The organism is Streptomyces sp. NPDC041205 (assembly GCF_055591765.1).
In genome coordinates, this window is record NZ_JBVIZH010000006.1 from 340,086 (window position 1) to 363,313 (window position 23,228).

At 72.1% G+C, this 23,228-nt stretch carries 20 protein-coding genes and 1 pseudogene; 15 read left to right on the top strand and 6 right to left on the bottom strand.

The annotated features are described in order from the left end of the window. Nucleotides 1-65: 65 nt before the first annotated feature. From ACZ6BG_RS26605 to ACZ6BG_RS26670, 14 genes and pseudogenes are all read left to right on the top strand, one after another. Nucleotides 66-830, top strand: a complete 765-nt coding sequence (locus tag ACZ6BG_RS26605; RefSeq protein WP_469005831.1) for an IclR family transcriptional regulator — start codon at nt 66-68, stop codon at nt 828-830. 339 nt (nt 831-1,169) lie between these two features. Continuing rightward, nucleotides 1,170-1,955: an MIP/aquaporin family protein gene (locus ACZ6BG_RS26610; RefSeq protein ID WP_469005833.1), complete on the top strand. Its 786-nt coding sequence runs from the start codon at nt 1,170-1,172 to the stop codon at nt 1,953-1,955. Between the two features lie 47 nt (nt 1,956-2,002). Beyond that, nucleotides 2,003-3,541, top strand: a complete 1,539-nt coding sequence (glpK, locus tag ACZ6BG_RS26615; RefSeq protein ID WP_468452994.1) for a glycerol kinase GlpK — start codon at nt 2,003-2,005, stop codon at nt 3,539-3,541. A gap of 52 nt (nt 3,542-3,593) precedes the next feature. Beyond that, entirely contained in the window at nt 3,594-5,213 is a 1,620-nt protein-coding gene (locus ACZ6BG_RS26620) for a glycerol-3-phosphate dehydrogenase/oxidase (RefSeq protein ID WP_469005835.1), read from the top strand. A gap of 138 nt (nt 5,214-5,351) precedes the next feature. Then, on the top strand, nt 5,352-6,416 hold the full coding sequence (locus ACZ6BG_RS26625; protein ID WP_469005837.1) for an LLM class flavin-dependent oxidoreductase: 1,065 nt from the start codon (nt 5,352-5,354) through the stop codon (nt 6,414-6,416). 249 nt (nt 6,417-6,665) lie between these two features. Continuing rightward, a pseudogene (locus ACZ6BG_RS26630) lies at nt 6,666-7,167 on the top strand (ABC transporter permease subunit); the annotation flags it as partial. Then, entirely contained in the window at nt 7,167-7,976 is an 810-nt protein-coding gene (locus ACZ6BG_RS26635; protein ID WP_469005839.1) for a nucleoside phosphorylase, read from the top strand. The pseudogene ACZ6BG_RS26630 and the gene ACZ6BG_RS26635, both read left to right, overlap by 1 nt. A gap of 158 nt (nt 7,977-8,134) precedes the next feature. Then, complete coding sequence (locus tag ACZ6BG_RS26640; protein WP_469005841.1) at nt 8,135-9,493, top strand: amidohydrolase; 1,359 nt, start codon at nt 8,135-8,137, stop codon at nt 9,491-9,493. A gap of 164 nt (nt 9,494-9,657) precedes the next feature. Then, complete coding sequence (locus ACZ6BG_RS26645; RefSeq protein WP_469006213.1) at nt 9,658-10,299, top strand: sulfite oxidase-like oxidoreductase; 642 nt, start codon at nt 9,658-9,660, stop codon at nt 10,297-10,299. Then, a complete protein-coding gene (locus ACZ6BG_RS26650) occupies nt 10,292-11,077 on the top strand; it encodes a ferredoxin reductase (protein WP_469005846.1) in 786 nt (261 codons plus the stop codon). The genes ACZ6BG_RS26645 and ACZ6BG_RS26650 overlap by 8 nt, the downstream gene beginning before the upstream one ends. A 142-nt stretch (nt 11,078-11,219) precedes the next feature. Next, nucleotides 11,220-11,891, top strand: coding sequence for a FadR/GntR family transcriptional regulator (locus ACZ6BG_RS26655; RefSeq protein ID WP_469005848.1), 672 nt, complete (start codon nt 11,220-11,222; stop codon nt 11,889-11,891). Nucleotides 11,892-12,042: 151 nt separating this feature from the next. Beyond that, complete coding sequence (locus ACZ6BG_RS26660) at nt 12,043-13,287, top strand: PAC2 family protein (RefSeq protein ID WP_469005850.1); 1,245 nt, start codon at nt 12,043-12,045, stop codon at nt 13,285-13,287. Between the two features lie 271 nt (nt 13,288-13,558). Then, nucleotides 13,559-15,313 (top strand): S8 family peptidase, encoded by a 1,755-nt coding sequence (locus ACZ6BG_RS26665; RefSeq protein WP_469005854.1) that lies wholly within the window; start codon nt 13,559-13,561, stop codon nt 15,311-15,313. A gap of 72 nt (nt 15,314-15,385) precedes the next feature. Continuing rightward, the gene (locus ACZ6BG_RS26670; RefSeq protein ID WP_469005856.1) at nt 15,386-16,105 is read left to right on the top strand and encodes a hypothetical protein; all 720 of its coding nucleotides are present in this window, start codon (nt 15,386-15,388) and stop codon (nt 16,103-16,105) included. Between the two features lie 127 nt (nt 16,106-16,232). Here ACZ6BG_RS26670 and mshC read toward each other — a convergent pair whose 3' ends face one another. The 4 genes from mshC to ACZ6BG_RS26690 form a co-directional block, all read right to left on the bottom strand. Then, a complete protein-coding gene (mshC, locus tag ACZ6BG_RS26675) occupies nt 16,233-17,462 on the bottom strand; it encodes a cysteine--1-D-myo-inosityl 2-amino-2-deoxy-alpha-D-glucopyranoside ligase (protein WP_469005858.1) in 1,230 nt (409 codons plus the stop codon). Nucleotides 17,463-17,583: 121 nt separating this feature from the next. Further along, nucleotides 17,584-18,486: an SCO1664 family protein gene (locus ACZ6BG_RS26680; protein ID WP_469005861.1), complete on the bottom strand. Its 903-nt coding sequence runs from the start codon at nt 18,484-18,486 to the stop codon at nt 17,584-17,586. Next, nucleotides 18,450-19,040 carry a DUF3090 domain-containing protein gene (locus tag ACZ6BG_RS26685; protein ID WP_405654919.1) on the bottom strand — a complete coding sequence of 197 codons (591 nt, stop codon included), beginning with the start codon at nt 19,038-19,040 and terminating at the stop codon, nt 18,450-18,452. Before ACZ6BG_RS26685 ends, ACZ6BG_RS26680 begins: the two co-directional genes overlap by 37 nt. A gap of 67 nt (nt 19,041-19,107) precedes the next feature. Then, entirely contained in the window at nt 19,108-19,794 is a 687-nt protein-coding gene (locus ACZ6BG_RS26690; protein WP_469005864.1) for a histidine phosphatase family protein, read from the bottom strand. A gap of 62 nt (nt 19,795-19,856) precedes the next feature. Between ACZ6BG_RS26690 and corA the strand changes: the two genes are divergently transcribed. Next, nucleotides 19,857-20,855, top strand: coding sequence for a magnesium/cobalt transporter CorA (gene corA / locus ACZ6BG_RS26695; RefSeq protein WP_469006215.1), 999 nt, complete (start codon nt 19,857-19,859; stop codon nt 20,853-20,855). A 34-nt stretch (nt 20,856-20,889) separates the two neighbouring features. Here the strand turns inward: corA and ACZ6BG_RS26700 are convergent, their stop codons facing one another. Next, on the bottom strand, nt 20,890-21,678 hold the full coding sequence (locus ACZ6BG_RS26700) for a ferritin-like domain-containing protein (RefSeq protein ID WP_469005868.1): 789 nt from the start codon (nt 21,676-21,678) through the stop codon (nt 20,890-20,892). A 350-nt stretch (nt 21,679-22,028) separates the two neighbouring features. Further along, on the bottom strand, nt 22,029-23,084 hold the full coding sequence (locus ACZ6BG_RS26705; protein WP_469005870.1) for an LLM class F420-dependent oxidoreductase: 1,056 nt from the start codon (nt 23,082-23,084) through the stop codon (nt 22,029-22,031). Between the last annotated feature and the right edge of the window lie 144 nt (nt 23,085-23,228).

The following is a 23,228-nucleotide window of genomic DNA, read 5'->3' on the forward strand; positions in this document are numbered from 1 at the left end:
GGTGAATGCGTTCTTGAGTTCGCTGCGGACTGCGTGCGCGGCACGGGATGGAGGACAGGGCTGCGATGGCACGGAACATCCAGTCGCTCGAGCGGGCCGCCGCGATGCTGCGCCTGCTCGCGGGCGGCGAGCGCCGACTGGGCCTCTCGGACATCGCCTCCGCCCTCGGGCTCGCCAAGGGCACGGCCCACGGCATTCTGCGCACCCTCCAGCAGGAGGGCTTCGTCGAGCAGGACGCGGCATCGGGCCGCTATCAGCTGGGCGCGGAGCTGCTGCGGCTCGGCAACAGCTATCTGGACGTGCACGAGCTGCGCGCCCGTGCCCTGGTGTGGACCGACGACCTGGCCCGCTCCAGCGGCGAGAGCGTCTACCTGGGCGTCCTGCACCAGCAGGGCGTCCTGATCGTGCACCACGTCTTCCGGCCCGACGACAGCCGCCAGGTCCTCGAGGTGGGGGCCATGCAGCCGCTGCACTCCACGGCGCTCGGCAAGGTGCTCGCGGCGTACGACCCGGTGGCGCACAGCGAGGCCCTGGAGGCCGAGCGGGAGTCGTTCACGGCGCACACGGTGAGCGCGGCGGAGGCCTTCGAGGGCGTCCTCGACCTCACCCGCGCGCGGGGGTACGCGGCCGACGTGGAGGAGACCTGGGAGGGGATCGCGTCCGTGGCCGCACCCATCCACGACCGGCGGCGGATGCCGGTGGGGGCGGTGGGGATCACGGGGGCCGTGGAGCGGGTGTGCCCCTCGGGCGAGATGCGGCCCGAGCTGATCGCCGCCGTACGGGACTGTGCGCGGGCCGTCTCCCGGGATCTGGGCGCGAGCCGGTTCTGACCCTGCGCCCGCCGCTCCGACGCAGCTCCGACGCAGCTCCGACGCGGCCCTGACGCGGCTCCGACCTGGCACCCGCTCCGGGACGCGGCTCATCTGGTTGCGGCGGCGCCGATAACCCAGAACGATCAATAACGATCGTGTTTTCAATTACAGAACTCTTGACGCACTGGTAACCCCACGGTCAGACTCGCGTCCACCGGTCGGCATTGTCGAACACCTAACGGCATTACGCGTTACAGTGGGGCAAGCCAGGGCCGGCAACGCCCTCACCTGAGGGCGCGGACCACCGGAGGGACCCGGGGTTCGCCTTTCCCTGGACGAAGGACAAAGGAGTCGCGGGTGTCCAGCTCCGACATCTTCATCGGCGAGACCATCGGTACCGCCGTGCTCATCCTGCTCGGTGGTGGCGTGTGCGCCGCCGTCACGCTCAAGCGCTCGAAGGCCAAGGACGCGGGCTGGCTCGCGATCACGTTCGGCTGGGGCTTCGCCGTACTGACCGGCGCCTACCTCGCGGGCGGCGTCTCCGGCGCGCACCTCAACCCGGCGGTCACCATCGGCCTCGCCGTGGACGGTGGCACCAAGTGGAGCGACGTGCCGATCTACCTCGGCTCGCAGCTGCTCGGCGCCATGATCGGTGCGGTGCTCGTGTGGGCCACGTACTACGGCCAGTTCCAGGCCCACCTCACGGACCCGGAGATCGTGGGCGCCAAGTCCGGCGACGAGGGCATGGTCGACCTGAAGGCCGCGCCCGAGGCAGGACCCGTGCTCGGCGTCTTCTCGACCGGTCCGGAGATCCGGAACGTCGCCCAGAACCTCGTCACCGAGATCATCGCCACGACCGTGCTCGTCCTGGCGATCCTCACGCAGGGCCTCAACGACGGCGGCAACGGCCTCGGCGTCCTCGGCGCCCTGATCACCGCGCTCGTCGTGGTCGGCATCGGCCTCTCGCTCGGCGGGCCCACGGGCTACGCCATCAACCCGGTCCGTGACCTCGGCCCGCGCGTCGTGCACGCGCTGCTCCCGCTCCCCAACAAGGGTGGCTCCGACTGGTCGTACGCGTGGATTCCCGTCGTCGGACCGCTGATCGGCGGCGCTCTCGCCGCATACATCTTCAAGCTGTTCTGAGCGACCACGCCGACCACGACCACCCGACGGACTTTCAGGAGCACACCGTGACCGACGCACACACCGCCGGCCCCTTCATCGCGGCCATCGACCAGGGCACCACGTCCAGCCGCTGCATCGTCTTCGACCGCGACGGGCGCATCGTCTCCGTCGACCAGAAGGAGCACGAGCAGATCTTCCCGAAGCCGGGCTGGGTGGAGCACAACGCCACCGAGATCTGGACCAACGTCGAGGAAGTCGTCGCCGGGGCCATCTCCAAGGCCGGTATCACCAGCGCCGACATCAAAGCCATCGGCATCACCAACCAGCGCGAGACCACGCTGCTGTGGGACAAGAACACCGGCGAGCCGGTGTACAACGCCATCGTCTGGCAGGACACCCGCACCGACGCCCTCTGCAAGGAGCTCGGCCGCAACGTCGGCCAGGACCGCTTCCGCCGCGAGACGGGCCTGCCGCTGGCCTCCTACTTCGCCGGGCCCAAGGCCCGCTGGCTGCTCGACAACGTCGACGGCCTGCGCGAGCGCGCCGAGGCGGGCGACATCCTCTTCGGCACCATGGACTCCTGGGTCATCTGGAACCTGACGGGCGGGGTGAACGGCGGCAAGCACGTCACCGACGTCACCAACGCCTCGCGCACCATGCTGATGAACCTGCACACCATGGAGTGGGACGAGCGCATCGCCGAGTCCATCGGCGTGCCGACCCAGATCCTCCCCGAGATCCGCTCCTCCGCCGAGGTCTACGGCGAGGTCACCGGCGGCAAGCTCGGCGACATCCTGGGCGGCGTCCCGGTCGCCTCCGCGCTCGGCGACCAGCAGGCGGCCCTGTTCGGCCAGACCTGTTTCGAGGAGGGCGAGGCCAAGTCCACGTACGGCACCGGCACGTTCATGCTGATGAACACCGGTGAGAAGGCCATCAACTCGTACTCCGGACTGCTCACCACCGTGGGCTACCAGATCGGCGAGCAGAAGCCGGTCTACGCCCTCGAGGGCTCCATCGCCGTCACCGGCTCGCTCGTGCAGTGGATGCGCGACCAGATGGGCCTGATCAACTCCGCCGCCGAGATCGAGACCCTCGCGTCCTCGGTCGACGACAACGGCGGCGCGTACTTCGTACCGGCCTTCTCGGGCCTGTTCGCCCCGTACTGGCGTTCCGACGCCCGCGGTGTGATCGCCGGTCTGACCCGGTACGTCACCAAGGCGCACATCGCGCGCGCCGTTCTGGAGGCCACCGCCTGGCAGACCCGCGAGATCACCGACGCCATGACGAAGGACTCCGGCGTCGAACTCGCGGCCCTCAAGGTCGACGGCGGCATGACCTCCAACAACCTGCTGATGCAGACCCTCTCGGACTTCCTGGACGCGCCGGTGGTGCGCCCCATGGTCGCCGAGACGACCTGCCTCGGCGCCGCCTATGCCGCCGGTCTCGCCGTCGGCTTCTGGTCCTCCACCGACGACCTGCGCGCCAACTGGCGCCGGGCCGCGGAGTGGACCCCCCGCATGGACGCGGACATCCGCGACCGTGAGTACAAGAACTGGCTCAAGGCCGTCGAGCGGACCATGGGCTGGCTCGAAGACGAGAGCTGACGAGAGCTGAGCTGAACCGCACTCAGCTCGGCTGATGAGGAGTTAAGCAACCATGACCACCCTGCAGAGCGGCCCCGCCTTTCCGGCTCTCGGCACGCCTCCGGCCGCGGGCAGCGCGCCGAGCCGCGCCGAGACCCGGGAACGTCTGTCCAAGGCGTCCTACGACCTCCTGGTGATCGGCGGCGGAATCCTGGGCATCTCCACCGCCTGGCATGCCGCGCAGTCGGGTCTCAGGGTGGCCCTGGTGGACGCCGGCGACTTCGCCGGCGCCACCTCCTCCGCCTCCTCCAAGCTTCTCCACGGCGGTCTGCGCTACCTGCAGACCGGCGCGGTGAAGCTGGTCGCGGAGAACCACTTCGAGCGGCGTGCGGTGTCACGCCAGGTGGCACCGCACCTCGCCAACCCGCTCACCTTCTACCTGCCGGTCTACAAGGGCGGCCCGCACGGCGCCGCCAAGCTCGGCGCGGGCGTCTTCGCCTACTCGGCGCTGTCCGCGTTCGGTGACGGCGTCGGCCACCTGCTCTCCCCCGCCAAGGCGGCGCAGGACGTGCCGGAGCTGCGCACGGACAACCTGAAGGCCGTGGCCGTGTACGGCGACGACCAGATGAACGACGCGCGCATGGCCCTGATGACGGTCCGCGCCGCCGCCGAGGCCGGCGCCGCCGTCCTCAACCACGCCGAGGTCACCGGCCTGCGCTTCACCGGCGGCCGGGTCACCGGCGCCGACCTCAAGGACCGGATGGACGGCACCGAGTTCGGTGTGAACGCCCGCCTGGTCCTGAACGCGACCGGCCCCTGGGTCGACCACCTGCGCAAGATGGAGAACCCGGACGCGGCCCCCTCCATCCGCCTGTCCAAGGGCGCGCACCTGGTCCTCAAGCGCACCGCCCCCTGGAAGGCCGCGCTCGCCACGCCGATCGACAAGTACCGCATCACGTTCGCCCTGCCCTGGGAGGACATGCTGCTGCTCGGCACCACCGACGAGGAGTTCGAGGGCGACCCGGCGGACGTGCGCGTCACCGAGTCCGACACCGCGCAGATCCTGGACGAGGCCGCGTTCTCCATCCGCGACCAGCAGCTGTCCCGGGACCTGATCACGTACTCCTTCGCGGGTCTGCGGGTGCTTCCGGGCGGTCCCGGCGACACCTCGAAGGCCAAGCGCGAGACGGTCGTCACCGAGGGCCGCGGCGGCATGCTGTCGGTCGCGGGCGGCAAGTGGACGACGTTCCGCCACATCGGCCGTACGGTCATGAAGAAGCTGGAGGCGCTGCCGGGCCACCCGCTCGGTGACGACTACGAGCCGATCTCCGAGCTGCCGAAGAAGCTGCCGCTGCCCGGTATCGCCAACCCGCGCGCGGTCGCCCACCGCCTCCTGGTCGACGGCCCGGCACCCGGCCCGCGCATGGCGCCCGACACCGCGCGGCACCTGGCGACGCACTACGGCTCCCTGTCCTTCGACATCGCCCGCCTGGCGAACGAGAACCCGGAGCTGGCCGAGCGCGTGCACCCCGACGCCCCGGAGATCTGGGCGCAGGTCGTGTACGCCCGTGACAACGAGTGGGCCGAGACGGCCGACGACGTGCTGCGTCGCCGTACGACCCTGACGATCCGGGGCCTGGCGACGGACGAGATCCGTGGCAAGGTCGAGGACCTGCTGGGCAAGAAGAGCTGACCCAAGGGCAGTCGGTAAGGGGCGGTCGCCATGGCGACCGCCCCTTACTCATGCCTCGCTCATGCCTCACTCCTGCCTCTACGGGGGGTGCCATGCCGCCGCCACACCGCCGCAACGTTCGACGCGCACATTTGAAGCATGAAGTTTCAGGTCCTTTCCCTCATCTCCCACTCGCCCCACCCCCTGACCGGTGAACTCCCCTCCGCCGCCGAGCGGTTCGAGGACGTCGTCGAGGTCGGTGTCGAGGCGGAACGGCTCGGATACGACGCGTACGCGGTGGGCGAGCGGCACGCGGGCGCGTTCCTGTCGTCGAGCCCGACGGTGGTGCTCGGCGCGCTCGCGGCGCGCACGTCCCGCATCCGGCTCCTGACCGGCGTGACGGTGGTCGCGATCCTCGACCCGGTGCGGGTCGCCGAGGACTACGCGACGCTCGACCAGCTCTCGCACGGGCGCGTGGAGCTGGTGATCGGCAAGGGCGCCGAGGCGGGCCACTTCGACCTGTTCGGGCTCGACGAGGCCCGGCAGTGGGACCTCCAGAAGGAGAAGTACGAACTCCTGCGGCGGCTGTGGCGGGAGGAGAACGTCGACTGGGCGGGCGAGTTCCGGCCCGCCCTGAAGGACGTGACGACCGTGCCGCGCCCGTACGCCGGCCCGCCGCGCGTCTGGCACGGCTCCGCGACCTCCCACAACTCCCCCGAACTCGCCGCCCTGCACGGCGATCCGCTCTTCACCGCCAACGCCATCCAGCCGCGCGCCGCGTACGCCAAGCTCATCGCGCACTACCGGGAGCGGTTCGAGGCGCACGGCCACGATCCGGCGCGGGCCCATGTGGCGGCGGGCTCGGGCGGGTTGCTCATCGCGGACAGCGCGGAGCGGGCGGTGAGCCGCTACCGGGACCTGTACGAGGCGAAGGTGCGCCAGACGTTCAAGCCGCACCTCGAAGGGAAGGCGGGCTACAACACCCCTTTCCGCACCATCGAGGACGCCATCGCCGACGGGCCGCAGCTCATCGGCTCCCCGCAGCAGATCATCGACAAGATCCTCGGCTACCACGAGGTGTACCGGCACGATCTGCAGTCGATCTCCGTGGACGGGTTCGGCCTGTCGCGCGACGAACAGGTCGAAACCCTCCAGCGGTTCGCGGAGGAGATCGCTCCGGTGGTGCGGCGCGAGGCGCCGTCGACGCTCTGGTCCGACGCCTGACCGCCCCCACTCCCTCCCCCCGATTACCTTCTGCCTAACCCCGCAACAGGGTTACCGGCCTTCGGAATTGGCGTGACGACCAGCCTTTCCCCAGGTGGTGAGGCTCTTCGTAATGTCGATGTGGCGATCAGTGCCGTGGCGGGGCCGGGTGAACAGCGCCGAAGGACGCACGACGTGGTCGACATCAGTGACATCGACGTCTTCCTCGGCCTGGACGTCGGCAAAGGCGAACACCACGCCACCGCCGTCGCTGTCGCCGTCAGCGCCCTGTTCCTCGCCCGGCACCCGTGAGGGCTGCGGCTGCGCGGTGTCGGGGAGGCTCCCGAGGCGGCCTCGACGCTGGGGGTGAGCCCGGGGAAGTACCGTTACGCCGCGGTGCTCGCGTCGGGCGTCCCGTGCGGGCTCGCGGGGGCCCGACTGGCTCTCGGCAACGTGACGTTGTTCTCGGAGAGCATGGCGGCGGGGGGCGGCTGGATCGCCGTGGTGGCCGTCATGCTGGGCCGGGCGGCGCCACTCGGCGTGCTGCTCGCCGCGCTGCTCTTCGGGGGCGCGGAGGCCGTGGGCTTCCGGTTTCGGGGGGGGCGGGCTGCTGCAGCAGGCCACGGACGCGGCGCCGTACGTCGTGACCCTCGTCGCCCTCTTCCTGTCCACCGCACGCCGACGCCACCGCGCCGCACCCGCACGTCCGCCCGAACCACCGCGGCGGCCGAAGTCACCCAAGCCGTCCGATCCCCTGGTAGGAGCACCCTGATGACGACATCCGCCGACACCCTGCCCATCTCCGGAGTGCCGCGTTCCGGCCTGCCCCCGTACGCCGTCGTCGTCGGCGACCCCGCGCGCGCCGCGGCCGTCGCCGAGCTGCTCGACGACGCCAAGGAGGTCTCGTACCACCGCGAGTACCGCACCTTCACCGGAAGCTGGCAGGGCCTGCCCGTCGTCGTGTCCTCGCACGGGGTGGGCGCGCCCGGTGCCCTGTGCCTGTTCCAGGAGCTGGCCGAGGCGGGTGTGACGCACTTCATCCGCCTGGGGACGGCGGGTGCGATCCGGCCCGGCATCGGGGACGGGGACCTGGTCGTCGCGGACGCGGCGGTGCGCGACGACGGCGTGACGCAGCAGCTGATCCCGGCCGAGTACCCGGCGTTCGCCGCACCGGAGGCGGTGCTCGCGCTGCAGCGAGCGGCCCGGGCGGCACAAGCCCCGTACCACCGGGGCGTGGTGTGGACCCGGGCCGCCTTCCAGCCGGGCTTCCTGCCGCTGCCCGCCGAGGCCTACGAGCGGGCCGGGATCGCCGCGATCGAGATGGAGCTCTCGGCGCTGTACGTGTTCGCCTCGACGCGCGGCCTGACGGCGGGCGGCGCGCTCGTGGTCGACGGCGCCAACGCCGACGAACTGGTCGACGAGGAGGCCACCGGGGGCTACAACCCGCACCGCTCGGTGGTCGCCGACGGCGTCACCCGCGGCGCCCGGATAACCTTGGACGCACTGCGCCTGCTGGCCGCCGACGATGCCGGGCTGCCCGCGCGGCCGACGCGGGCGGTACCGCCCGCGCGGACAACCTGACCAGACCTGAACAGAGCCGACGGCTCCGCCCGCCGCGCCGGTGCCGTCCCCGCGTCGGGCCCGGGCGGCCTCCCGCACCCCGTCCTCACCGCGGCCGTCCCCCGGCCCCGCCCACCTGCCCCTGCCCCTGCCCCTGCCCCTGCCACAGAACGGAACTCATGATTCCCATCGATCTCCTCGTCCACGGCGGCGACGTCCTCACCGTCGACGCCTCCGGCACGGTCGTGCCCGACGGCGCGGTCGCCGTGCGCGGCGGCGAGATCGTCGAGGTCGGCCCGGCCGCGCGGCTGCGCGCCGCGTACGCGGCGGCCGAGGAGATCGACGCGCGCGACTGTCTGGTGCTGCCGGGGCTCATCAACACCCATACGCACCTGGCGATGACGCTGCTGCGCGGCACCGCCGACGACGTGACCCTCCAGGGCTTCCTGGAGCGCGTCATTCCGCGTGAGGCGGCGCTGCTGTCGCCGGGAACGGTCGCGGCGGGCATCGGGGCTGCCGTCGCGGAGTCGGTACGCGGCGGGGTGACGGCCGCCCTCGACATGTACTGGTTCCACGAGGCGGCCGAGGAGGTGGCGCGCGCGGCCGGGTGGCGGCTGCTCACCGGGCCGACGTTCATGGACGTGCCGGAGCCGCCGGACGGCCGCCCGTACGCCGACCGGCTCGGCTGGGCCGAGGCCCATCTGGCCACCCGCACCCCGACGCCGGGCACCCGGCCCGTGCTGTTCGCGCACTCCGCGTACACGCTGGTGCCCGAGCAGCTCACCGCGATCGCCGAGCTGGCCCGCGCCCACGGCGCGCTCCTGCACCTTCACGCCGCCGAGAACGCCACCGAAGTGGCGACGGTCACCGAACTGCACGGGATGCGGCCCGTGGAACTGCTCGACTCGCTCGGCGTGCTCGGCCCGGACACGCTCCTCGCGCACGCCGTCGACCTGACCGACGCCGAGATCGCGGCCCTCGCCCGCACCGGCACGGCCGTCGCGCACTGCCCGGTGTCCAACCTGAAGCTGGGCTGCGGCATCGCGCGGGTGCCGGACCTGACGGCGGCGGGCGTCACCGTGGGCCTGGGCACGGACGGCGCGGTGAGCTCCAACACCCTCGACATGCTCGGTACGGTGCGGGCGGCGGCGCTCGTGCACAAGGCGGGCGGCGACCCCACGGCGGTGGGCGCCGAGCAGGCCGTGCGGATGGCGACCATCGAGTCCGCGCGGGCCCTCGGCCTCGACGGGCAGCTGGGGTCCCTGGAGCCCGGCAAGCGCGCCGACCTGATCGTCATCGGCCTGGACCGCCCCCACCTCGCGCCCCGGCACGACCCGTACTCGACCCTCGCGTACGCCGCCGGACCCGCCGACGTGCGCGACACCGTCGTCGACGGCCGCGTCCTGATGCGGGACCGGACGCTCCTGACCGTCGACGAGCGCCGGGCCGTCGACGCCCTGCGCGAGGCCGCCGCCTCCGTCCCCCTCCCCCACCCCCGCACGACCACCGAGCACCACACCGCCGGGGTCCCCACATGACCGCCGACACCGACGTGCGCACCGGAGCCGACGTGAGCACCACAGCACCCGAGCACCTGGCCGACCCCGTGCCCGAAGATCCCGTGCCCGGAGGTCCCGAGCCCGAAGATCCCGTGCCCGGAGGTCCCGAGCCCGAAGGTCCCGAGCCCGAAGGTCCCGAGCCCATGGACCCCGCGTCCTTGGATCCTCCGCCCGCCGCGCCGACCCGCGGCTTCACCGGCCGCGCCCGCGCCGCCGACCGCGACCCGCGCCTGCCCCCGGGGCAGTACGACGCCCGCGACGGCTGGCCCGTCCTGTCCGCCGAGGTGACCCCGCGCCTCGCGGCCGCCGACTGGACGTTCCGCGTCGACGGCCTGGTCGCGCGGCCGCGCACCTGGACCTGGGACGAGGCGCACGCGCTGCCCGCGTCCGAGTACCGGGGCGACATCCACTGCGTGACGAGCTGGTCCAAGTTCGGCGTGCGCTTCGGCGGCGTGAGCCTGGACGCGTTCCTCGCCGTCACGGACCCGGCACCGACGGCCACCCACGTCGTCGCGTACTCCCACACCGGCTACACCACCAACCTGCCGCTCGCCGACGTGACCGGCGGGCGGGCGTGGATCGTCTGGGAGTACGACGGGGAGCCGCTGGCCCCGGAGCACGGCGGGCCCGCCCGCCTGATCGTCCCGCACCTGTACTTCTGGAAGAGCGCCAAGTGGATCGCGGGCCTCACGCTCCTCGACCACGACGAGCCTGGCTTCTGGGAGCAGAACGGCTACCACCACCGGGGCGACCCGTGGCGCGAGCAAAGGTACGCCGGTGACTGACGAAGCCCTCCCTCCCGGCCCCCTCGGCCCCCTCGGCACGGCCCCGGGCTTCGTGCCGCCGACCGCGTTCGCCGTGCCCGGCCGCATCGCCGTGAGCAACCGTTCGGCCGCCGTGTGGCAGCAGGCCCTGATCACGGACGTCCGCCGGGAGACGCCCGCAGCGTCGACGTTCCGGCTGAAGGTGCCCGACTGGCAGGGCCATCTGCCGGGCCAGCACCTGATGCTGCGGCTCACCGCGCCGGACGGCTACGTCGCCCAGCGCCACTACTCCCTGGCGTCCGCGCCCGACGACAGCGGCGAGATCGAGCTGACCCTGGACCACGCGCCGGGCGGCGAGGTGTCCGGGCATCTGCACACCGTGGCCCGGGTGGGCGACACCGTGGAGGTGCGCGGCCCGCTGTCCGGCTTCTTCGCCTGGCCCGGCGACCGGCCCGCGCTGCTGCTCGGCGCGGGCTCCGGCGTCGTACCGCTGATGTCGATGATCCGCCATCACCGCCGCGCGGGCCTGACCGTGCCGCTGCGTCTGATCGTCTCCGCGCGCACCCGCGAGGACCTGATCTACGCGGACGAGTACGGCGACGAGACCACGGCCGTCCTCACCCGCACCGAAGGCCGTCTGAACGCCGGGCACTTGGCGCCGCATCTCGGCGCCGGACAGCCCGACGGCGGCTGGGAGGCGTACATCTGCGGTTCCAACGGCTTCGCCGAGCACGCCTCGCGGCTCCTGGTGGACGGCGGCCAGCCGGTGGACCGGATCAGGATCGAACGCTTCGGCTGAACCCCCTGCTCAGCGGGGGCCGCAGGGGACATAATGAGCCGATACATCGGATGTCTATTTGTGGCTGTTCCCCCCTAGTCCCCGCTAGTCCCCACCGGTCCGCACTGGTCCGCACCGGTCCGCACACTGAGGCGAGGTCCCCATGGCTGTCACGGACGAGGCCATCGAAAAGATCAAGGGCATGATCGTCTCCGGCGCGCTGCGCCCCGGCGACCGGCTGCCCAAGGAGAGCGAACTGGCCGCGGAGCTCGGGCTCTCCCGCAACTCGCTGCGCGAGGCGGTGCGGGCGCTCTCCCTGATCCGCATCCTGGACGTGCGCCAGGGCGACGGGACGTACGTCACCAGCCTGGACCCGCAACTGCTCCTCGAGGCCCTGAGCTTCGTCGTGGACTTCCACCGCGACGACACCGTCCTGGAGTTCCTCGCGGTGCGCCGAATCCTGGAGCCCGCCGCCACGGCCATGGCGGCCACCCGCATCAGCGAGGCCGAACTGGACACGCTCACCGCCCAGTTGGACGCGCTCGGCGCCGCGCCGAGCGTGGAGGAGCTGGTGGCCTGCGACCTGGAGTTCCACCGCGGCATCGTGCAGTCGTCCGGGAACTCGGTGCTGTGCTCCCTCCTTGACGGCCTGTCCGGGCCGACCACACGGGCCCGCGTCTGGCGCGGGCTCACCCAGGAGGACGCGGTCAGCCGCACCCTGCACGAGCACCGGGCGATCCTCGCGGCGCTGCGCGACCGGGACGCGGAGGCGGCCCGGTCCTGGGCGACGGTGCACATCGCGAGCGTGGAGCAGTGGCTGCGCTCGACCCTGTGAGTCGCTCGGCTCCACCGCGTGAGTCATGCGTGAGGGGCGATTGACCTGGGCAGTGATCCGGCACTCGGCCCCGTCGGGGGGCTGCGGAGGGCCCCGCGGGACGCCGTAAGGTTGGGGCGTACTTAGAGGAGAACGTCGGAAGGAGGCCTGGGTGATCGAGCTCGAGGGGGTACCCGAGCTGATCGACCCGGTCATGGTGGCCGCGTTCGAGGGCTGGAACGACGCCGGCGACGCCGCCTCCACCGCGGTCGCGCATCTCGACAAGGAGTGGAAGGGCGAGGTGTTCGCGGCGCTGGACGCCGAGGACTACTACGACTTCCAGGTCAACAGGCCCACGGTGTGGCTGGACGGCGGCGTGCGCAAGATCACGTGGCCGACCACGCGGCTCTCGGTGGTCCGCGTCGGCGGCGACAAGCCGCGCGACCTCGTCCTGGTGCGGGGCATCGAGCCGTCCATGCGCTGGCGTTCGTTCTGCAACGAGTTGCTCGGCTTCGCCCATGAGCTGGGCGTGGAGCTGGTCGTGATCATGGGTGCGCTGCTCGGCGACACCCCGCACACCCGCCCGGTCCCGGTCAGCGGCGTGACGTCCGACCCGGACCTCGCGCGCACCATGGACCTGGAGGAGACCAAGTACGAGGGTCCGACGGGCATCGTCGGCATCCTCCAGGAGGCCTGCACCCACGCGGGCGTCCCGGCGGTCAGTCTGTGGGCGGCCGTCCCGCACTACGTCTCGCAGCCGCCGAACCCGAAGGCGACGCTCGCGCTCCTCAACCGCCTGGAGGACCTGATCGACCTCAGGATCCCCCTCGGCGAGCTGACGGAGGACGCGCGCGCCTGGCAGCTGGGCGTCGACCAGCTCGCCGCCGAGGACAGCGAGGTCGCCGAGTACGTCCAGTCCTTGGAAGAGGCACGGGACACGGCGGAACTGCCCGAGGCGTCCGGCGAGGCCATCGCGCGGGAGTTCGAGCGGTATCTGCGGCGGCGTGACGGCGGCGGCCCCGGTCCCGTCGCCGGGACCGGGCAGGTCAGCGGGCCCGGGCAGGTCGGCGGGCCCGGCCAGCCGGGCGGGCACGCCACGGACGGCGGCGACGGGGCGGCGTATCTGCGGGACACGCCGAGCGAGCGCACCCGGCCGCCGAAGCCGCAGCCACGCCCGGGGCCGGAGCCCGCATCCACGGGGTCGGCGTCCAGTGACTCGCCCTCGGACTCGGACTCGGCGGACGACGCCAAGGGCGACCCGGCCGAGTCAAGCCAGGAGTCCGGCACCGCCGAATCCGCGAAATCCCCGGGCTCCGGCGGTGGCGCGGCCCACGGCGACGGAAACGACGGCCGTGACCACAAGCCGGACGGCACGAAGGAAGACGATTCCTCGTCAGAGGATTCCTCCGAGGACTGAGCCGGTCGACGGCACGTTCCAGGGGCGGCACCCGCGAGGGCGCCGCCCCTTCTCGTTGCCCACGACCCAGGAGGCCACAGTCATCACGCCCGTATATGGCCGGTATCAGGCGTGACACGAGTTTGTTGATGAAATGCACACGGTTCCCAACTCAACTTCCATTCAAACGCTGTTGGGCGAAAGTGGTCTGGACGGCCGGGCCCGGCGGTAGCAGGGTGTGCAACGACCGGAAGGCAGGCGGGGCGCGGTAACCGAAGGGAGCGGTGAAGCGATGACCGACCAGGTGCAGCGGGGCAGCGACCCCGGGGGCAGTGGCCCCGGACCCGATGGCGCGGGGTTCACGTATCGGGCCGCCGAGCAGGAACTGATCGTCGTCGCCCGGCCGGAGGCCCGGCTGCGCGCCCAGGAGCAGGGTGTCCGCTCGGCGTCGGGCTCCGACGTGTCGGCCCTGAACATGTTCCTCAGCGATGAACAACTGACCCTGGAGCCGCTGTTCGGCAGCGAGGACCGGCTCCGGGCGGCGGCGCCGGACATCCAGGGCGAGGTGCCCGACCTGGCGCTCTTCTACCGGGTACGCGGGGGCGGGGACCGCGCCCAGGAACTGCGGGCGCGGATGGCGGCGCTGCCCGGCGTCGACACGGCGTACGTGAAGCCGGGCGCCGTACCGGCCGCGCTCGGGCCCGTCGGGCCGCAGGGCGGCGCGGGCGAGCCGGAAGACTCGCGCCGCCGCAAGGAAGGGATGCCGGCGACGGCGGACTTCAGCGGCCGCCAGGGCTATCTGCGGCCGGCGCCCGAGGGCGTCGACGCGTACTGGGCCTGGCAGCGCCTGGGCGGCGGCGGTGACGGGGTGACCGTCATCGACATCGAGGGCGCCTGGCAGCTGAGCCACGAGGACCTGGCGGCGAAGCTCGCGGGCGTGGTGATCGGCACCCCCATCCAGGACCTGGCGTGGCGCAACCACGGCACCGCCGTGATCGGTGTCATCGGCGCCGACCGCAACGCCATGGGCGTCACCGGCATCGTGCCGGACGCCGTGACCGCGGTCGCGTCCTTCACCCCGGCGGGCACGGCGGCGACGATCCACGCCGCGGCGGACCGGCTCGCTCCGGGCGACGTCATCCTCATCGAACTGCACCGCCCGGGGCCGAAGTTCGACTTCGAGACGCGCGACGACCAGAAGGGCTACATCGCCATCGAGTGGTGGCCGGACGACTTCGCCGCGGTCCGGTACGCGACGGCCAAGGGGATCATCGTCGTGGGCGCGGCGGGCAACGGCGCGGAGTCCCTGGACGACGCGGTGTACGAGCGGCGTCCCGACGAGTTCCCGTCCTGGTGGCGCAACCCCTTCAACCCGTCCAACCCCTCCTCCGAAGCCGTCCTGGTCGGCGCGGGCGCGCCGCCGCCCGGCACGCACGGCCGCGACCACGGTCCGGACCGCTCTCGCCTCGCGTTCTCCAACTACGGCGCGCGCCTGGACGCGCAGGGCTGGGGCCGCGAGACCACGACGACCGGCGGCTTCTGGAACCAGCCGGGCGACCTGCAGGGCGGCGTGGACGAGATCGCCTGGTACACGGACACGTTCTCCGGCACCTCGTCGGCGTCCCCGATCGTCGTCGGCGCCGTCGCCGCGCTCCAGGGCGTCCTCAAGGCAGCGGGCCAACAGCCGATGACGTCGTCCCGCGCGCGTGCCGTGCTGCGGGCCACCGGGTCGCCGCAGCAGGACGGCCCCGGCCGCCCGGCGTCCCAGCGGATCGGCAACCGCCCCGACATCAGGGCGGCGGTCACCAAGCTGCTGCCCGCGGCGGTGGGCTCGGGCCTCGCCGAGCGCTACTGGGACGAGCTGATCCCGTATCCCCCCGAACTCCCGCCGCGCCTCAGGCTCTTCGTGGCCGGGCAGTGGCGCAACCTGAACAACCCCTCCCCCGAGACCCGTCAGGCGGTGCACTCCGCCTTCGCCGGGGGATCACCGGACGTGCGTGTCTGGTTCTCGGACGACGAGGTCGTCGGCCTGGTCGTCACGGGCTGAACCGCGGCACGCGACGAGAAGCACCACCGCACCACATCAACGGACCGACCATTGACGGAAGGTGGCACCCGCATGAGCACCACCCCGCAAATGAGTCAACTGGGCCAGCACCAGGGCCAGCAGTACAACCCGCAGCAGCAGTACGGGCAGCAGAGTTACGGCCCCGAACAGTTCGGCCAGCAGCAGCCGTTCGGCCAACAGGGCCAGCAGCAGCCGTTCGGCCAACAGGGCCAGCAGCAGCCGTTCGGTCAGCAGGGCCAGCCCGGCCAGAGCTACGGCCAGCAGTTCGGGCAGCAGCAGGGCCCGAGCACCGCGCCGCCGCAGCCCGGCCAGATCGGTCAGCAGGGCCAGGGCCAGCAGGGCCAGATCGGTCAGATCGGCCAGCAGCGCCAGCAGATGCCCGGCCAGCAGTTCCCCGGCCAGCAGCAGATGCAGCAGCAGATCCCGCAGCACCTGCGCCAGCAGATGCAGCAGCTCGGCCAGCAGCAGCCGTTCCAGCAACTGCTGCAGCAGCTCGGCCAGGAGCAGGTCCCGCAGGCGCAGGCGCCCGCGATCTCGACACAGGCCCTCGCGGGTGCCGTCGCCCAGAGCTTCTGGGACGTCGTCCAACCGCTGCCGGGCCAGGCCTCCCTGCTGTATCTGCACGTGGACGGCGAATGGCGCGTCTACGTGAACCCCAACGACCGCACCCGCGACCAGGTCCAGGAAGCCTTCGCGTACGGGCAGCCGGTGATCGGCTACTACGACACGAACAACCCCGGGCTGCTGCTCGCGATCGTGATCACCAGGTGACCCACACCCGGTGATGGCCCCCTCGGTGGCGCGCGCGACCAGCTGACGCGTCCTGGGAGAGGCCGAGGGAACCACGGCGCCGGACGGATGCTCCCGTCCGGCGCCGCTTCCGTGCGTCCGTGCGTCCCTACAGCGCGACGCCGAGCAGTGCGTCCACGGCGCGGGACACGACGCCGGGGGCGCCCTCGTCCGTGCCGCCCTCGGTGTTCTGGCGGGCGGCCCAGCGGTCGACGGCGGCGAGCGCGGTGGGCGCGTCCAGGTCGTTGGCCAGGGCCTCGCGGACCTCCTCGACCAGGGCCTCGGCGGGCGGTCCGTCGGGGCGGGACACCGCGGCGCGCCAGCGGGCGAGCCGTTCGACGGCGTCCTGGAGGACCTGGTCGGTCCACTCCCAGTCGGCGCGGTAGTGGTGGGCGAGCAGGGCGAGCCGGATGGCGGCGGGGTCGACGCCGTCGCGCCGCAGCTTCGACACGAACACCAGGTTGCCCTTGGACTTGGACATCTTGGCGCCGTCGAGGGCGACCATGCCGGCGTGCACGTACGCCTTGGCGAAGGGGTGCTCGCCGGTCAGCGCCTGCGCGTGCGACGCGCCCATCTCGTGGTGCGGGAAGGTCAGGTCGGAGCCGCCGCCCTGGATGTCGAAGCCCATGCCGAGGTGGTCGAGGGCGATGGCGACGCACTCGATGTGCCAGCCGGGGCGGCCGGGGCCGAGGGAGCCGCCGTCCCAGCTCGGCTCGCCCTCGCGGGCGGCCATCCAGAGCATCGGGTCGAGCGGGTTCTTCTTGCCCGGGCGGTCCGGGTCGCCGCCGCGCTCGGCGGAGAGCAGGCGCATGGCGGCGGCGTCGAGCCCCGACACCTCGCCGAAGTGCGGGTCGGACTCGACGGAGAAGTAGATGTCGCCCTCGAGGTCGTAGGCGGCGCCCAGGTCCCGCAGCCGCTCGACGAGCGGCACGATGCCCGGTATCGACTCGACGGCTCCGATGTAGTGCCGCGGCGGCAGCAGCCGCAGGGCGGTCATGTCCTCGCGGAACAGCGCGGTCTCGCCCTGCGCCAGCTCGACCCAGTCCTTGCCGTCGCGCTTGGCGCGCTCCAGGAGCGGGTCGTCCACGTCGGTCACGTTCTGCACGTAGTGGACCTGCCGCTTGGTGTCGAGCCACACGCGCTGCACGAGGTCGAACGCGTTGTAGGTCGCCGCGTGACCCATGTGGGTCGCGTCGTACGGCGTGATGCCGCAGACGTAGATACGGGCGACGGGACCGGGGGCGAGGCTGACGAGGCCACCGGTCGCGGTGTCGTGGATCCGGAGGTCGCGGCCCTCACCAGGCAGGGCGGGAACCTCAGAAGCGGGCCAGGCATACATGTCTTGAGCCTAACCGGACGCCCCTTCCGCATACGACCCAGGGCAACGAGATCTTCAACAGGTTTCCCCAGCCCCTACCAGGGGAAGCCCCATGGCGCCCCTTACGCCAGGAGCGGGTGACTCACACCGGCGGCCACGGAATGGCCGGCCACTCCCCCGACGGCCCCGGATGCCGCCCCGCGGCAAGCAGCGCGGCGACCCGCTCCCGAACGGCGTCGACCTCCGCGGGGGTCAGCAGCTCCCCGAGCCGCCCGGCAAGCGGCTCCCCCGCCGCCAGGCCGTCCCGCAGGGAGCCCAGCGCGTCCACCGCCTCCTCGGGCAGCTTCTCCCCGGCCCAGCCCCACAGCAGCGTCCGCAGCTTGTCCTCGACGTTGAACGTGACCCCGTGGTCGATCCCGAAGAGCCGCCCGCCGTCACCGAGCACCAGATGCCCGCCCTTGCGGTCAGCGTTGTTGATCACGGCGTCGAGGACGGCGAGCCGCCGCAGCCGGGCGTCGTCCGCGTGCACGAGCAGCGCCGTACGCCCCTCGCCCACCTCGGCGAACCCGACGGCCTTCCAGCCGTCCCCGGGCTCGTCACCCTCGACAAGGGCAAGCAGCCCGGCCCCGTCGGCGCCCTCGCCGTCGGCGGAGGCGTCATCGGCCTCGGCCTCGGCATCGGCATCGGCATCGGCGGAGGCGTCCTCCCCGGAGGCCTCCGCCCCGACCCACAGCTGGACCATGCCCTCCCCGTAGGGCCCGTCCCGCAGCACGGTGGGCGGCACGAGCCCCCATCCGAGCGCTTCGGAGACCTCGTACGCGGCGACCTCCCGCTGCGCGAGCGTGCCGTCGGGGAAGTCCCACAGGGGCCGCTCCCCGGCGACGGGCTTGTAGACGCAGGCGGCTTTCTGCTCCTCGTACACGACCGTGCAGTAGAGCACCGCGTTGGATGCCTCCCGGATCTGCCCGCGCACGGTCAGCTCACCGCGGGTGAGCAGCTGGGCGGCGCTCACGCGTCCCGCCGGTATCCGTTCTGGCGCGGGCATACGTGTCCTTCCGGGTCGAGCGGCAGGCTGCACAGCGGGCACGGCGGACGTCCCGCGTTCACTACGTCGAGGGCACGCTTGGTGAAGGCCCGTGCCTGGGCGCCGGTGAGGCGCACCCGGAGCATCGGGGGGCCGTTCTCCTCGTCCTGCAGGAGCCTTTCCTCGGCCTCCGCCAGGTCCTCCTCGGAGTCCGCGTCCAGCTCGACGAGGGCCTGCGCCTCCACGATCATGCGCTCCTCCTCGCCGTCCCAGGCGAGCGCCATCGTGCCGACCCGGAACTCCTCCTCGACGGGCGAGTCGAGCGGCGCGCTGTCGGTGACCTCGGCGGGTGCCACGGCGGGCACCGCGGCGCTGCCGCCGCTGCGCCGCACGACCTCGTCGAGCAGCTCCTCCATACGCTCGGCGAGCGCGGCCACCTGGGTCTTCTCCAGGGCGACGCTGGTCACGCGGACCCCCGCGGAGGCCTGGAGGAAGAAGGTACGCCGACCGGGGAGCCCGACGGTTCCGGCGACGAAGCGTTCCGGCGGGTCATAGAGGAACACCTGACGGGACACGTCCTGTCTCCATTGAAATCGACTGCATGTACTTGGCGCGACCACTGCACCCTACTGCGGGCGACGATCACGGTGCGCCCGCGTCGCCGCCCACCTGTGCGTCGTCGCTCGCGGGTGCCTCGCGCGGGGCGAGCGACCCGAAGTCGCCGGTGTCCCCGAGGCGTACGAGGAAGGGCCGCAGCCGGGTGAAGCGGATCGCCGTGACGGAACAGGGCTCTACGGAGATGCGCTGGAACAGGTCAAGGTGCAGCCCGATGGCGTCGGCGACAAGGGACTTGATGATGTCGCCGTGGGAGCACATCAGATAGACGGCGTCGGGGCCGTGGTCGCGCTCCACGCGCGCGTTCCACTCGCGTACGGCCTCCGCGGCCCGCGTCTGCATGGCCCGCAGGGACTCGCCGCCGGGGAAGGCGGCCGCGGACGGGTGCTGCTGGACGACCTCCATCAGGGGCTCGTCCGCGAGCTCGGCGAGCTTGCGGCCCGACCAGTCGCCGTAGTGGCACTCGCCGATGCGTTCGTCCGTGTGGACGGGCACCCCGGGGCGGGCGGCGAGCAGCGGCGCGAGGGTCTCCTGGCAGCGCTGCAGCGGGCTGGTGACGACCTCGGCGAGCGGCAGCGCGGCGAGCCGCCCGGGCAGCGCGGCGGCCTGCTCGGCGCCGCGCTCGTCGAGGCCGACACCGGGCGTCCATCCGGCGAGCAGGCCCGCGGTGTTGGCGGTCGAGCGTCCGTGACGGACGAGGATCAGCGTGGGCATGCGGGTCAGCCTAAGCCGCCGAGGGGGTGCGGCAGGGGCCGAGCCCCGGAAGAATGCACAACGTGATCGTGGACTGCGCCACCTATCGGCACGGCCGCCGCGTCCAGGGCCCGGCGGACTTCTCCGACGCCCTGGACTCGGCGCGGGCGGCCGGGGACGCGTTCGTCTGGATCGGCCTGTACGAGCCGACGGAGGACGAGTTCGACCTGGTCGCCAAGGAGTTCTCGCTGCACCCGCTGGCGGTGGAGGACGCCTTGAAGGCCCATCAGCGGCCGAAGCTCGAGGTGTACGACGACTCGGCGTTCCTGGTCCTGAAGCCGGTGGTGTACGAGCCGGAGAGCGACACCGTGTCGTCCGGGGAGCTCATGATCTTCATGGGCGACTGCTTCGTGGTGACCGTCCGGCATGGCGAGGGCGCGCCGCTCAGCGCCGTGCGCCACCGGCTGGAGGCCGAGCACGAGGTGCTCGAACACGGGCCGACGGCGGTGCTGTACTCCATCACCGACGCCGTGGTCGACCACTATCTGGAGGTCGCGGGCGAGTTGCAGACGGACCTGGAGGTCCTGGAGGCGGAGGTCTTCTCGCCGGACAGGGGCGGCTCCCGGAACACCGCGTCCCGCGTCTACCGGTTCAAGCGGCAGATCCTGGAGTTCCGGCGCGCCACGGGCCCGCTGGCGATGCCGCTGGCGCGCCTCGCGGGCGTGGGTCCATTCGGCCGCGCGGTGCCGTTCGTGGACGAATCCGCGCAGCCGTACCTGCGGGACGTCAATGACCACCTGCTGCGCGTGAACGAGTCCGTGGAGGGCCTCGACCGCCTGGTGACGGACATCCTGTCGGCGCATCTGGCGCAGATGAGCGTGCGGCAGAACGACGACATGCGGAAGATCTCCTCGTGGGCGGCCATGGCGGCGGTGCCCACGATGATCGCGGGCATCTACGGCATGAACTTCGACCACATGCCGGAGCTGCACTGGTGGTGGGCGTACCCGGCGGTGATCCTGCTGATGGTCGTGCTCGAGGTGAGCCTGTTCCGGCTGTTCAAGCGGCGCGGGTGGCTCTAGCGCTCCGCCCCCCGGGGCCCGGGGGTTCGTGTGGTCAGGCGAACTCCGCCGCGGAGGTGGCCGGTCCGCCCAGCGCGTCGCGCCGCTCCGGCATCTTCAGGGACACCATCCGCCGCCAGCCGCCCGCGCGTTCGTACGCGTACATGGCGTGGATGCCCGCCATGAGCGTTCTGGACTTGACCGGGGACCAGCGCAGGATGCGGCCCATGTGCTCCATGACGGCGAGGCTGACGTCGCGGTAGACGCCGATCTCGGCGAGTGCGCACTCGCGCAGGGTGTTCTGGATGGCGCGGCCGTGCCCGGCGTGGGCGAAGCGCAGCAGTTCCTCGTGGCAGTACGCCAGGTGGTTGTCCTCGTCGTTCGAGATCATCTTCACGGCCTTGCCGACCTCGGGGTCGTCCCCGAAGTACTTGCGGAGCATGACCATCTGGTCGGCGGCGCGCTGCTCGGTGACGCGGCTGTGCGAGAGGTACGTGACGATGTCCTGCTCGGTGAGCGGCTGATCGGCGCGGAGCTTCTCGTGCGCGAGGCCGATGCCGCGGCGCTCCAGGAGCATCGTGTAGTCGGTGGCGGCGGGGACGTCGACGGGGTCGAGGCCGCGCTTGCGCAGCAGCGCGTTGAAGATCCGTCCGTGCTTGTCCTCGTCGGCGCCGTGCCGGGCGATCTTGGGCGCGAGCTCGCGCTGGCTGTCGGGGACCAGCGCGGCGATGCGCCCGTTCTCCCAGCCCCCCTGGGACTCTCCGCTCGCCGCGATGGAGCAGAACAGCCGGAACGACTCGTCGTTGTCGAGGATCTCCTGGAAGAGACTCCGGGCCGAAAGCATCGCAGGCACCTCCATGCCGTCACTGACCACAGACTTCCGCAAAGAACGAGTCAAAGGCGCAGCACGCTCTCAGGCAACAGGTGTATGCGACAGCTCAGCCAAATGAAGGACACACAGGGCTGAAAGGGGCGGATGGACACGCCGGACGAGGCGGCCGGACAGGTCGTCGGAGAGGCGGCCGGAGAGACGGCCGGGGAGACCGCGGGGGAGCCGGTCGAAGAGACGGCCTGCCAGTCGGCGACGGGAAGCCTCCGGGGCCGTAACCGGAGGGCTCGTCGCGGCGTTGTGCTCCGTGACGGCCGTGGCGGGGAAGACCCCCGAGCCCCCACCACGGCCGCGGAAACCTCCCGCTACGCGAGCCCGGCGCGCTCCAGGGCCTCGGTGCCCGCGCGCAGCGAGGCCAGCCGCTCCTCCACCGTGAAGCCCGCGGGCGCCAGCGTGAGCGTGGTGACACCGGCCTCCGCGTAGGCCCGCATCCGGTCGGCGATGCGGTCCACGGAGCCGAGCAGGGTGGTGGAGTCGATCAGGGAGCGCGGTACGGCGGCGGCCGCGCCCTCCTTGTCACCGGACAGGTACTTGTCCTGGATCTCGGCGGCCTCCTTCTCGTATCCCATGCGCCGCGCGAGCTGGTTGTAGAAGTTCTGCTTGCGGCTGCCCATGCCGCCGACATACAGCGCCGTGTAGGGCCGGAACATGTCGGCAAGGGCGTCGACATCCGCGTCCTTGCCGATCGCGAGCGGCACCGTCGGCACCACGTCGAAGCCCTCCATGGTCTTGCCCGCCTTCTCGCGCCCGGCCCGCAGATGGCGCAGCGCGGTCTCCTCCAGGTGCTCGGCGGCCGGGAAGATCAGCAGCGCGCCGTCGGCGATCTCACCGGTCTGCTCCAGGTTCTTCGGCCCGATCGCGGCGATGTACAGCGGGATGTGCTCGCGCTGCGGGTGCACGGTCAGCTTGATCGGCTTGCCCGGGCCGCCCGGCAGCGGCAGCGTCCAGTGCTCGCCCTCGTAGCTGAGGCGCTCGCGGGTCATGGCCTTGCGCACGATCTCGACGTACTCCCGGGTGCGGGCCAGCGGCTTGTCGAACTTGACGCCGTACCAGCCCTCGGAGACCTGCGGCCCGGACACGCCGAGCCCGAGCCGGAACCGGCCACCGGACAGCGAGTCGAGGGTGGCCGCCGTCATCGCGGTCATCGCGGGCTGGCGCGCCGGGATCTGGAAGATCGCCGAGCCGACGTCGATCCGCTCGGTCTGCGCCGCCACCCAGGAGAGCACGGTGGCCGCGTCCGAACCATAGGCCTCGGCCGCCCAGCAGACCGCGTAGCCCAGCTTGTCGGCCTCCTTCGCGACGACGAGATTGTCCGCGTCCATCCCGGCACCCCAGTAGCCGAGGTTGATCCCGAGCTGCATGGCCGAATCCCCTTACCCGTGAGTAACGTTCCTGTTCCGGGACTGTAGCGCGCGGGCGGGCGATCCGGCAGGGGCGGGCGGCGGTCCCGCCGGGGCCCGCGTACGGGACGGCCGGGCCTGCCGGGAGCTGTTCCCCGAAGGGGT